The organism is Mobiluncus curtisii subsp. curtisii ATCC 35241 (genome assembly GCF_000146285.1).
GTDB classification, from domain to species: domain Bacteria; phylum Actinomycetota; class Actinomycetes; order Actinomycetales; family Actinomycetaceae; genus Mobiluncus; species Mobiluncus curtisii.
Genome location: NZ_GL385912.1, coordinates 333,655 through 345,305 on the forward strand (window position 1 = coordinate 333,655; position 11,651 = coordinate 345,305).

Below are 11,651 nucleotides of genomic sequence, written 5' to 3' on the forward strand. Positions count from 1 at the left end.
CCGGCTCAATTAAGTCGGACCACCGAAGCAATCTTCCACGGATTGCCGGATAACAGAATCTCAGATTCCGTATCGGGAATTGCCGCAATCTGGTGGTGGTTCCCGATACGGTCAATTTGAGTGTAGGCACCTTGTGTCAGGGTCACTTGCAGACGTACCGAACGCGTGTTCTTGCCAGCGTTGCTTTTATTTCCCGACACGATAGTTGCCGACTTCACCGCGGTGGATAAACCTTCAATCTGAGCTTGGCTAGACCGCAAAGCAGCCAGTAAGCTCGCATCGGCAGACCCAGCTATCGAATCTTTGACACTGAGTTTTTCCAAAGCCGCCCGGTCCTGACGAATCAGGGCGGTATCGCGTTTGGTCAGTAGCTGCTGCAGGATTTCCTGGGCGGAGGTGTCATCCGTGATGGGATCGCGCAAACTTGGTGGGTGCGGCTGGTCTCCCTCAGAATTGGGCAGCAGATTGGTGGGCGGCGTGGCTGCTGGTGTGGATGACATCACCGGCGAAGCAGTTTCAGGACCTGCCGGGTCCGCAAGGCGTTCCGATGGCGTCGGTACATTGTGAGGAAACGCAGAAGTGTGGTCCGCTGCGTGAGGTGCATTTGCGCTGTTTTTTCGTCCCGCCCCAGGGCTGACTACCTCGTCTCCGGCGGGTAGCGACGTGATTGGGGTCGTGGATTGCACGGGGAGAGCTTGGGCAGTATTAGGCAGATTCCCCAGGCGCGGGAACAGGACCGCGCCCAGTGCCAGTGCAGCTCCCATTAAAGCCGGCAATCCCCAGCGCAGTATTGGGCTGGGAGGGCGTATTTCGCGACGTTGCCCCTGTCCGAACCCCGGTCGGCGCAGGTGACGCGAAGACGAAACCAGCTCCGTCGCTACATCGCGTCCTGCCGCCCGCATTCGAGCCGCCATCAGCTCCGCCCCGCTCAGCAAGTCAATGCCGCAACACGGCAAGTTTTCCCAGGCATCGGCGAGTTCCCCCGCGCAGGGACGCGACCTGCCCTCCGGATGTAACGCTGCTTTCAGAAGCCCCGCGTCCATTCCCAATGCCAGCAACACCTGCGCCATCGCATAGACATCGCCGGCTTGTCTGGCTGCTAATGACTCGCCGGAACCTTCAGAGGATGTCCCCGCTGGGTGAGGCGACTCCCCCGCTGCCCCACTCCCGCCCAGCTCGTCTGTTTCCGGCGCGCTAAAAGCCCGAGTCATCCCTACGTCACCGAGCAGATCCACCAAGACCACCCGACCTTGTGCCGTCACCATCACATTGGCAGCCGAAACGTCCCCGTGGCTCAAACCGACCTCGTGCAGCGCTGCCAAACCCCGCGCCAGAGACAGAGCAATGAAGTTGACCTGTGGCGTGCTGAACTCGCGCCCCGCTCGCAAGACCTCGAGGTCTTGCCCGTCAAGATACTCAAAAATTGCTACGTAACGACCATCGGTCAGTTTGCGCAACTCGTGCAATTTCAGCAGGTTCGGACAGGATACCTTTCGCAGTGTTCGCAGTCGCGAGTCCAGCTGCGCCGGCAGAGTCCCACCCAACAGCTGCAGCGCGTGGGTACCGCCCTGTTCATCGACAACTCTCCACATGGGACCGCTCTGACCAAACCCCACCGGTTCATATACGACATAACCAACAAGTTCCATACCACAATATATATCTAAGCAAAGGAACATAAATCAACAGACATCTTCAAACCTGTGGATAACTTTTGTTACCATGGCGCAACTCGGTTTACCCCTGAAGCAAAAATCCCCTAAGATAAAGGCGATGGCTAAGAAAAGTAACACTGTGACCGGGGGCGACGCATCCGGCAAGAAACGCAACATATTTCAGAATCTCAAGGACTCTTTCACCATCGTGAACCGGTCCTTCCCGTGGATTGTGTGGGCGATTTTGGCGACGCTGGTCGTGGCAGAAGCGTTAACCGTGTGGTACATGATTGTGGGCAAGCACTGGGTCATGGGCGCAATCACCATTGTTTTGGTGCTGATGGTCGTGCCGATGGCTTGGATTTCCGCGTTTTTGTCCCGCGCTATGCTGCGTCAGATTGAGGGGATGAAAGGCTGCGTTGGCGCGCTGCGCCAGCTGCTGCGCCGGTCCTGGTTTGCTGAGGAAGAGCCTGTGGCGGTCAATAAGGATCAAGATTTGGTATGGCGTTTCGTGGGTCCCCGCGGGATTTTCCTGGTTAGTGAAGGACCGCACTCTCGCGCCAGCAAGCTGCTCAACGATGAGACGAAAAAGACCACGCGAGTCGTCGCGCAGGTGCCGGTACACGCCGTAGAGTGCGGCACCGAAGATGGTCAGGTTCGCCTGGAACACTTGATGAAAACCATGTATAAAGCTCCACGCGCTTTGAATCGAAATGAGATTCCCGCAGTACAAAAACGACTGCTGGCGATTCACCGCAATCAGGGACTGCCGATCCCCAAGGGAATTGACCCTTACCGAGTTCGCCCTAATCGGCGCGCTTTGTACGGATAAAATTTATCCACCACTATCACAGACATGCGGGATGAAAAACTGTTACAATTTCTGAATTTTTTATGCGCGGGGATTTGCATAAAGTTGCACAGCTCTGTAAATTTATACCGATAGTTTATTTACACGACCGTCAACAAGGAGAATCTCATGCGTCGTCTTTCCGTTGCTATGCTTCTAGCTGCAGCCTCTTTGGGCTTAGCCGGATGCTCCACCGCTTCTACCGGAAATGCCGGCGGTGACGATGCTAATAATCCGCAACCCAGCGCCGCCCCCACTTTTGATTTTTCAACGATAAAGCCTGACCCCAAGGTCGAGGCGATGGTTCCCGCCGAGGTAAAGGAACGCGGCGTGCTCCGCAACGGCGCTTCTACCAGCTACGCTCCGGCGGAATTCTTGCTGGATGACGGCACCACCCCCACCGGCTATGAAGTAGACATGGTAAAAGCTATCGCCCTGACAATGGGTCTGGATGACGGCACCACCACTACCGAAGCGTTCGGCGCTCTGCTGCCCAAGATTGGCACGACTTACGATTTGGGGGCATCTTCGTTCACGGTTACACCGGAGCGCGTCGCAAACTATGACATGCTGGCTTACATGCGTATGGGTTCCCTATTTGCGGTGGCAAAGGGCAACCCGCAGGGCTTTGACCCCAAGGACATCTGTGGCAAAACCGTCGGAGTGCAGACCGGCACCCTGCAGGAAACTGAGCTGTTGCCGAAACTGAGCAAGCAGTGTGAAGCCAGCGGCAAACCGCCGGTAGACATCCAAAAAGAAGAGCTGCTGTCCAATGTATTCCCGAAAGTCATCTCGGGTCAGTATCAGGCTATGCTAGCCGATGATCCGGTCACGTCTTACTACGTGAAACAAACCCGCGGTCAGATGGAGCAAATTGGTCAGATTCTCGACCCTAGCCCCATCGGGATTGTGGTAGATAACAAAAATCAACAACTGTCCGCCGCGATTAAAGCGGCGATGGATTCCCTGCTGGCATCAGGAAAAATGCGGGAAATCATGGATAACTATGGCGCTGGCGCAGGCTTGTACGACGCGGTGGAGCTGAAAACTTCCGAGGCGAAATAACCCCTCAGCTCGCAGTCTTTGACGTTTCACTTTCCGATTCGGGGAGTCCGTCCGAGAACTACATCGGCGAGACTGAGCAGCCCAAGACATCAAAAGGACGATAACGCATGAGCGAAGAAGACCTGAAATTCAACCATCCACGACCGGTATTCCGTTTAAGCAGATGGGTCAGCGTGGCAGTGGTCGCGCTGGTAGTGCTCGGACTGGTCAACTCCCTTCTCACCAATCCCAACTACCATTGGGAGATGGTGCGAGAGTATCTGACGCACCCGAACTTGATTAAAGGAATCGGCTTCACTCTGGCACTGACGATAGGAGCGATGACAATCGGCGTCACCCTCGCTATTACCATGGCAGTGATGCGCCAGTCCCCGAACCCGGTGTTGAAGGGCGTTGCCTGGTTCTATATCTGGTTCTTCCGCGGCACTCCCGTATATACCCAGTTAATCTTTTGGGGCTTGCTGCCGACGCTGTACCCCATGATTACCCTGGGGATTCCTTTCGGACCGCAACTGTTTGCAGTGGAAACGAAGCTGGTGCTAAACATGTTCTGGTCAGCCATGCTGGGGCTAGGACTGAACGAGGGCGCTTACTTAGCTGAAATTGTGCGCGCTGGGCTAAACTCGGTGAATCCGGGACAGTGGGAGGCTGCTACCGCTCTGGGCATGAAGCGCAGCATGATTTTGCGTCGCATCGTCATTCCCCAAGCTATGCGCGTCATTGTCCCGCCCACTGGCAACGAAACGATTTCGATGTTAAAGACCACTTCCCTGGTTTCGGTGGTGCCGTTTACTTTGGAGCTGAACTTCCAGGCTCAAAACTTGGGACGCCTCACTTTCATGCCGGTGCCGATGATGATTTGCGCTGCGATTTGGTACCTGCTCATCACCTCGATTTTGATGGTGGGTCAGTACTACCTTGAGAAATACTTTGGCAAGGGTTTTAACACGCAGCAGTCCCCCACCTCATCGCGTAGCAAGTCTCTGAGCGCGGTTCCGGCAACGAAAACTCTATTGGATGTGAAATCGTGAGTAATGAGCTGATGCCAAACAATCCTCTAGACAGTAAAGATCCTGATGGTATCATCGATACTTTCCCGGATTTACGGCCGGGTAATCACATTCCCGCCCCTGCTGACGTGGTGGGGACCATGGTGGCTTTACGCGATGTCCACAAGTACTTTGGTCACCTGCACGTGTTAAAGGGTATTAACCTGGACATTCACAAGGGCGAGGTGTGCGTTCTCATCGGGCCCTCCGGTTCTGGTAAATCTACAGTTTTGCGCTGCATCAATCAGCTGGAAACTATCACTTCCGGACGAATTTACCTGGACGGAGAGCTGTTGGGCATGTCCGAGGAAAAAGCTCCCCTGCCGGGACGGAGACGCTCGTGGTACTTAAAGACCGGCGCTTTGACTGAACGGAACACGGTGCTGCGCGAGCTACCTGATGAAATCGTGTCCGCTCAACGGGAACGTATCGGCATGGTATTTCAGCGTTTCAACCTGTTTCCTCACAAAACTGCTCTCGAAAACGTCATGGAGGCCCCGGTTCACGTCTTGAAGAAACCACGTGATGAGGCTGCCGAGCAGGCAAAAGCGCTGCTGGATCGGGTTGGTCTGGGAGATCGCATGGACCACTACCCGTCCCAGCTGTCCGGCGGTCAGCAGCAGCGGGTGGCGATTGCCCGTGCTTTGGCGATGGATCCTGAACTGATGCTGTTCGATGAACCGACTTCCGCGCTCGATCCGGAACTGGTCGGTGAAGTGCTGCAGGTTATGAAAGATTTGGCTCGGGACGGGATGACTATGCTGGTGGTGACCCACGAAATTGGCTTCGCCCGAGAGGTCGGTCACACTCTGGCCTTTATGGACGAGGGACAAATCATGGAAATGGGAAGCCCTATCGAGGTTTTGGACAATCCTCGCGAAGCGCGCACCCGCGAATTTGTCTCGAAGGTGTTATAGGTTAAGCCACGCCTGAATCGGCTCGGTTCCGCCAGCTGCTGTCACTCCAAAACCTATGGTCAGCGATATTGCCGCGACCGGAATAGCAGTCAGCAAATCCACCACGGCGTGCTGCTTGGTGAACTGGGTAGCCAGAACAATAGCCACAGCTACCAAGACCGAGACGACTCGTAGCCACCAGGGCATCTGCACTGTCACCACGGCGGTGAAAGCAATCATCATCGAGGTGGAACAGTGCAAGCTGGGGGCGCAATTGACCCCGCGGTAGCTCGTCTTGTACACCAGTGCCAACAAGCGTTCGGTCAGGCTTTGTCCCAATTCTTGACGCTGAAAAGTAGTGGGATACGCTAAATATGCTGCCACCGAAATGACTACGCAAAATATCCACGCAATCTGGAACACCACCCAGTTTCCCGGTGAAAAAAAGTACAGCGAAATCGGGAAGAATACAATCAGCGGAAACCACAACACGTATGGATAGACGAAAGCGGGAATGCGCGGGATGTGCCGATCTAGACCGCATTGGGGATTATGAAACACGTGCTGGAAACGCTCTGAGCCAAAGTACAGGATACTCTGCAGCAGCAAGATTGCGGCTTGGATTAATATCAACTTGGTCAAGAGGTTCACGGTTTAAGATCTTCTGTTTAGCAGTTTTGCGGGGCGAGCGTATCGAGTCTGACAGCGGTGGCTCAGCTAAGCAACACGGATTCCAGATGTTCGCGGGCTTCTTTGGAGGTGCGGGGTTTACCTCCGGGCACCACCGGCCAATCTTCCAGATGCCGATCGGACCACAGTTCGGCTTTCCAGCCGGCAGTCGGGCTGCCAGTCGCCAACGTGAGGGAACAATTTTGGCAAGGGAACTGCGCCAATAGGTCAAGGGTCAATCCCTCAATCCGGTTTGCGCCCCACACGCGCATAATTGCGCCGTGAATGACGACCGCTACGGTCGCTTCCGGATCATCCTCCAATCCGGCACACAGCCGCGCAATCCCCCGGTCGAAACGCGCTAAAGTTTCGGCACCAGATTCCGCTCCGGGCATCCGTCGCTCCAGGTCGCCAGTCACCCAACCGATAGCGGTATCGAGGTATTCTCGGGTGTCTTCGAGGGTCGTAGACATTTCCAGCGCGCCGGCTCGAACCTCACGCAAATCCGGATCTACCTGCAAGGGAATATTGAAAGCCTGTGCCAACGGCTCGGCAGTTTGGCGTGTTCGGAGGATGAAAGAGCAAGCCAAACGCTGCGGAGCCGACCCCACTAACTTGTGAAATTTATCAACCAAAGCCACCGCCTGTTCGCGCCCCGTGGCATTCAAGGGACGTCCCGGCCAAGCCGTGTCCAAAGCCCCTGAGAGGTTCGAGTCAGTTTCCCCATGACGAATCAATACCAGTCGCAACGTTATTCCTTTCTGTGCCCATCCCACCTTAGCGCGTTTTCTCGTCTCAAGCTTATTTTGCTGAGTGGCTCTCAACAGGGTAGACCTGATGATTCCCGCGGTGCCGTGAAGTGCAGGTTATTCATAAAAAATCTGTTCCACTACTCCGCGCGCCAGGCGCGCGGCGCGCATCCAGTCATCGGTTAAGTCTTGGTGCGTGCCCTCTGGGTAGCCCAACAGCGCCGCGGTGGTCACCAATAGGCGATCGACTGGCAACACATCGAGTTTTTTCCCGGTAGTCCGCCCTGAGCCCAACACGTTCGCTGCCCGAATAGACATTGCCATCATCCATGCAGTGCGCAAGATTTCCGCGTCCGAGGCAGGAATCAGCCCCGCGCTCACCGCTGCTCGCAGGGCGTCGCCGGTGGACACGCAGCGCAACCCGGGCACGGTGTGGGCATGACACATTTGCAATAATTGTACCGACCATTCCACGTCGGATAGTCCCCCCGGCCCCAGCTTAACGTGGCGTACTGCCGCCCCGGTCTTGCCCGCACCGGACACCTGACCGCCACCAATCCGTTCCGACTCCATCCGGGCTTTTAACCGGCGAATCTCTTTCAGTTCTTTATCCTCCGGCGGGGTGTCGAACCGCACCGGATCTACAATCTCGGCAAAATCTGTGCGCAAAGTCGATGAACCCACCACGGGACGCGCCCGCAGCAGGGCTTGACGCTCCCAAGCGCTAGCCCAGCGCGCATAATAATCCTTCAGCAAATCTAAGTCCTTGGACACAGCCCCGGAACGACCTTCGGGACGTAAATCAGTATCGACGCGCCAAGCACCGGCTTGGGACCCGCTCAAGATTGAACTGACGGTATTGACCAGGCTGGTCGCTTCCATCACGGCACGCTTGCGAATTTCTGACGTGGCAGAGTCTGCCTCTGTCCCCACTACCGGCAAATCCGCCGGCGTTGCCCGCAAATATCCCCCTGCCGGATTGCCCGGCTCCTGCCACGGACGATAGTAAAACACCACGTCAGCATCAGAAGGGTAACCAGATTCACCACCGCCAAATCGACCCATCCCCACTATTAAGTGGTCCGCATAATATCCAGCGGACGCTAAAGCGCGCGTCGCAGGACTCGCAAGCGCAACCTGCGCGGACGGTGGCTCCCCACCGCACTTGTGACCAGGTGCAGTCGGAGGCAGCTGCGCTTTGAGCTTCCGTAATGCCAGGTCGAAAGCCCCCGCGAGGACGGCTTCACCCACGTCAGTTAAACGCTGGGCGGTTCGCAGCGGGTCAATGCCTTGCAGCACGTCCACCATAGCTGCCCGCAACAGTTCCCGTCCGCGCACTGCCCGCAGCCGCGCGGCTTGCTTGTCCAAATCCGGTTGGCGCTCAAAAGTAGCCAGGATTTCGCGCTCGAGTTCCTCGCGTGTACGCCCGCGTAACTGAGACTCGTCATCAAGCCACTTAATAGCGTCTGGATTAGCGGGCAACAGACCCGCCACCAAAGGCGAAGACGACAGCAACCGGGTCAAACTCCGGGCAGCGGTACCCGAATCACGCAGCAAACCAAGATACCAATGCGTATCCCCCAAGGCATCGGACACTTGCCGGAAAGCCAACAAACCGCCATCAGGATCCACCCCATCAGCAAGCCAATCCAGCAGCACCGGCAAGAGCTGGCGTTGAATCGCCGCCCGCCGACTCATTCCAGAAGTCAAAGCTTCAATATGTTCCAAAGCGCGCTTGGGGTCGCGGTAACCGATAGCTTGCAACCGGGATTGCGCGGCAACACTGTCCAAAGCCGCTACCCCCGCTGACAGTTTCGCCATCGCAGGCAGCAACGGGCGGTAGTAAATCTCCTCGTGCAGTCCCCGAACCTTGTGCCGCACTTCCTGCCAAGCCTGAGTCAGTTTCGCCCCCTCAGAAAACCGCGTCACATCAATAGAGCGCGCGACCCTCCGCAGCTGAGCATCCTGGGGAAACAGGTGCGTGCGGCGCATTCGGTCCAGCTGGGTGCGATGCTCAATGACCCGCAGGAACCGGTAATAGTCAGCCATTTCTTCGCCCTGGTCGCGACCTATGTAGCCTCCAGCAATGAGGGCTTGTAAAGCGTCCAAGGTTCCGCGCACCCGCAGGCTCTCATCGACCCTGCCGTGCACCAGCTGCAACAGCTGTACCGTAAACTCCACATCACGCAGCCCCCCGGTGCCGAGTTTAATTTCCCGGCCTGCCTTTTTCGGATCCAGCAGCTTTTCTACCCGCCGCCGCATAGCTCGGGTATCTTCCACGAAACCTTCGCGTTCTACCGCGGACCACACAAAAGGACGGATGGTGCTCAGGTAACGGGCGCCCAGTTCCCGGTCCCCTGCTGCCGGGCGAGCCTTCAGCAGTGCCTGAAATTCCCAAGTCTTTGCCCAACGCTGGTAATAATCCAGGTGAGATTCCAGATTACGCACCAGCGCGCCATCCTTGCCCTCGGGACGCAGCGCGGCATCCAAAATCCACAGTGCCGGTTCCGGTCCAGTCGCAGAACAATAGGAACCGAGCGCCTGCGCCATCGCGGTGGCACGCCGATTTACCTCGGCGGGGTCCAGGTCGGCATCCTCCTGGGCTTGCCCCACATAAATAACATCGACGTCGGAAATATAGTTCAGCTCCCGCGCCCCGGTCTTTCCCATTGCCACCACGCTAAAAGCAATCAGACCCTCCGGGTCATGATCGCGGCGAGCTAATGCCAGACTCGCCTCTAGCGCGGCATCGACCAGGTCGCTGATGCGCCGGGAAGTCGCTTGAAACTCAGCCTTGGCGGCTGTTTCTCCCGCGTGAGCCAGGTCCTCCGCAGCCAGTTGCGCCAGCAGCGCGTAGTAAACCCGCCGCAGTTCCAAGTCGTGAGCTTGCGGGTCAGCGACCCAGCACGGGTTTTTGACCGTACCCAGATTCTTTGCCCCTACCGCGCGAAGCAGCCGTGCCGAGTAAGTCTCCGGTTCAGGCTCCTGTTCCAGGAGTTCAAGGGCTGCCGGGTGCGTCGCCAGGTAACTGGCAAAGAATTCAGACGCCCCCAGCAGCTGCAATGTGCGGTTTCCAATTTGGCGCACACTCAGCGTCTCGGTAATGCCCGACGGGTGGGCGGCATCCTCAGAAAAAATTCGATCCAAACCCAACAGCACCAGGTCAGGGTCCGCTGTCTGACCGAGATTCTCGATGAGTTGCGGGATGTACACCTGGGGAGCTGCCTGCGTGATGGCAGTCAACCGGGTCTTGGCACGCTCGACGTCTTCCACCCCGGAGGTTAGCAGCGCCACCGTCTCGGAATACTCTCGAGCCATTCTCTCCCTTTCAGCCCCACAGTCCCCACCGCCGCGGGGGAACCATTGGCATGGACTAATGCAAATGCAGCAACAAGCGTTTCTCTTGTTCCGTCACCTGGTGGCGGTACTCGGTCCATTCCGCCAGCCGCGTGCGCAACACGTAATCAAAGACTTCTTCACCCAGGACCGCCGGCACCAACTCGGAATCTTGCAGATAGCGAATCGCGTCTTCCAAAGAACGCGGCAGAGTCTCGATGCCGTAGGCTTTCCGTTCCGCATCGCTCATCTCCCACACGTTGTCCTCGGCTTCTTCGGGCAGTTCCATGCGCTGTTCAATTCCTTTTAGCCCCGCTTCGATAATCAGGGCAAACCCCAGGTATGGGTTCATCGCGGGGTCGGGAGCACGGTACTCGACCCTGGTGTAAGTGTGCAGACCTGGCTTGTGATCTGCCACACGTATCAGAGCGGAAGGATTATGGTGCCCCCAGCAGACGAAAGCTGGCGCCTCATCCCCGCCCCACAGTCGCTTATACGAGTTCACATGCTGATTGACAATGGCAGAGATTTCCTTGGCATAGTGCAGCAGACCGGCGGTGAACTGGCGTCCCACAATGGACAGATGGTCAGCGGCGGCAGGATCATAAAACGCATTTTGGTCGCCCTCCCACAGCGAAAAATGCACGTGCATCCCGTTACCGGGAAAATCAATATCCGGTTTAGGCATAAACGTCGCCAGCAGACCTTTGACTTCTGCCAGGTCCTCTACCGCTTCACGCGTAGTCACCAGATTATCCGCACAAGACAGGGCATCGACGGAACGCAAGTCGATTTCGTTTTGTCCGGGACCCCCCTCGTGATGGGAAAACTCAACCGAAATGCCGCACTCTTCCAGCATCCGCACTGCCCACCGACGAAAGGCGTTGCCCGGACCTGCAGAAACGTGATCGAAGTAACCGCCCTGGTCCACCGGGCGCAGGCGCTCCTCCAAACTGCTGGGCTGTTTGAACAGGTAAAACTCGATTTCGGGATGCGTGTAGGGCACGAATCCCAGCGCTTGAGCCCGTTTCATGGTGCGTTCCAGCACGTAGCGAGGGTCGGAATGCGAACGGGTCCCGTCCGGGTTGTACACGTCACAGAACATCCTCCCGATAGTGTCCTCCGAGATGTCCGCGAGCTGGGGCATAATCTGAAACGTTGTGGCATCGGGGAACAGCAACATATCTGATTCCGCCACGCGGGTGAAACCTTCCACGGAAGATCCGTCAAAAGCCACTCCTTCTGTAAAGGCTCGTTCCAGTTCTACCGGCGCAATCGTGACAGATTTCAAGACACCCAACACATCGGTGAACATGAGACGCACATATTTCACGTCGCGTTCCCCCACCTGCCGAATCACGTCTTCTTGGCGAGAATCCAAG

Annotated in this window: 9 protein-coding genes; 4 read left to right on the forward strand and 5 right to left on the reverse strand. The window is 56.9% G+C overall.

The window, feature by feature from the left end; genetic code table 11:
• Positions 1-5 precede the first annotated feature (5 nt).
• Positions 6-1,649 carry a protein kinase domain-containing protein gene (locus tag HMPREF0574_RS01490; RefSeq protein WP_004006901.1) on the reverse strand — a complete coding sequence of 548 codons (1,644 nt, stop codon included), beginning with the start codon at positions 1,647-1,649 and terminating at the stop codon, positions 6-8.
• Between the two features lie 124 nt (positions 1,650-1,773).
• Here HMPREF0574_RS01490 and HMPREF0574_RS01495 point away from each other — a divergent pair, with 124 nt between their 5' ends.
• From HMPREF0574_RS01495 to HMPREF0574_RS01510, 4 genes are all read left to right on the forward strand, one after another.
• On the forward strand, positions 1,774-2,487 hold the full coding sequence (locus tag HMPREF0574_RS01495) for a DUF4191 domain-containing protein (RefSeq protein ID WP_236585872.1): 714 nt from the start codon (positions 1,774-1,776) through the stop codon (positions 2,485-2,487).
• A 147-nt stretch (positions 2,488-2,634) separates the two neighbouring features.
• Positions 2,635-3,570, forward strand: a complete 936-nt coding sequence (locus tag HMPREF0574_RS01500) for a transporter substrate-binding domain-containing protein (RefSeq protein WP_004006903.1) — start codon at positions 2,635-2,637, stop codon at positions 3,568-3,570.
• A 107-nt stretch (positions 3,571-3,677) separates the two neighbouring features.
• Positions 3,678-4,601 carry an amino acid ABC transporter permease gene (locus HMPREF0574_RS01505; protein WP_004006904.1) on the forward strand — a complete coding sequence of 308 codons (924 nt, stop codon included), beginning with the start codon at positions 3,678-3,680 and terminating at the stop codon, positions 4,599-4,601.
• Positions 4,598-5,536, forward strand: coding sequence for an amino acid ABC transporter ATP-binding protein (locus HMPREF0574_RS01510; RefSeq protein WP_004006905.1), 939 nt, complete (start codon positions 4,598-4,600; stop codon positions 5,534-5,536). The genes HMPREF0574_RS01505 and HMPREF0574_RS01510 overlap by 4 nt, the downstream gene beginning before the upstream one ends.
• Here HMPREF0574_RS01510 and HMPREF0574_RS01515 read toward each other — a convergent pair.
• From HMPREF0574_RS01515 to HMPREF0574_RS01530, 4 genes are all read right to left on the reverse strand, one after another.
• Positions 5,531-6,166 carry a phosphatase PAP2 family protein gene (locus tag HMPREF0574_RS01515; RefSeq protein ID WP_004006906.1) on the reverse strand — a complete coding sequence of 212 codons (636 nt, stop codon included), beginning with the start codon at positions 6,164-6,166 and terminating at the stop codon, positions 5,531-5,533. The two genes, HMPREF0574_RS01510 and HMPREF0574_RS01515, sit on opposite strands and share 6 nt — an antisense overlap.
• Positions 6,167-6,228: 62 nt before the next feature.
• Positions 6,229-6,933 (reverse strand): histidine phosphatase family protein, encoded by a 705-nt coding sequence (locus HMPREF0574_RS01520; RefSeq protein ID WP_036324827.1) that lies wholly within the window; start codon positions 6,931-6,933, stop codon positions 6,229-6,231.
• A gap of 117 nt (positions 6,934-7,050) precedes the next feature.
• Complete coding sequence (locus HMPREF0574_RS01525; protein WP_004006908.1) at positions 7,051-10,251, reverse strand: bifunctional [glutamine synthetase] adenylyltransferase/[glutamine synthetase]-adenylyl-L-tyrosine phosphorylase; 3,201 nt, start codon at positions 10,249-10,251, stop codon at positions 7,051-7,053.
• Positions 10,252-10,306: 55 nt separating this feature from the next.
• Positions 10,307-11,650, reverse strand: coding sequence for a glutamine synthetase family protein (locus HMPREF0574_RS01530; protein ID WP_004006909.1), 1,344 nt, complete (start codon positions 11,648-11,650; stop codon positions 10,307-10,309).
• Position 11,651 lies beyond the last annotated feature (1 nt).

Excerpts from the sequence above, each read along its gene's own strand:
- HMPREF0574_RS01490 (WP_004006901.1), bottom strand. The coding sequence starts at position 1,649 with ATGGAACTTGTTGGTTATGTCGTATATGAACCGGTGGGGTTTGGTCAG.
- HMPREF0574_RS01495 (WP_236585872.1), top strand. The coding sequence starts at position 1,774 with ATGGCTAAGAAAAGTAACACTGTGACCGGGGGCGACGCATCCGGCAAG.
- HMPREF0574_RS01500 (WP_004006903.1), top strand. The coding sequence starts at position 2,635 with ATGCGTCGTCTTTCCGTTGCTATGCTTCTAGCTGCAGCCTCTTTGGGC.
- HMPREF0574_RS01505 (WP_004006904.1), top strand. The coding sequence starts at position 3,678 with ATGAGCGAAGAAGACCTGAAATTCAACCATCCACGACCGGTATTCCGT.
- HMPREF0574_RS01525 (WP_004006908.1), bottom strand. The coding sequence starts at position 10,251 with ATGGCTCGAGAGTATTCCGAGACGGTGGCGCTGCTAACCTCCGGGGTG.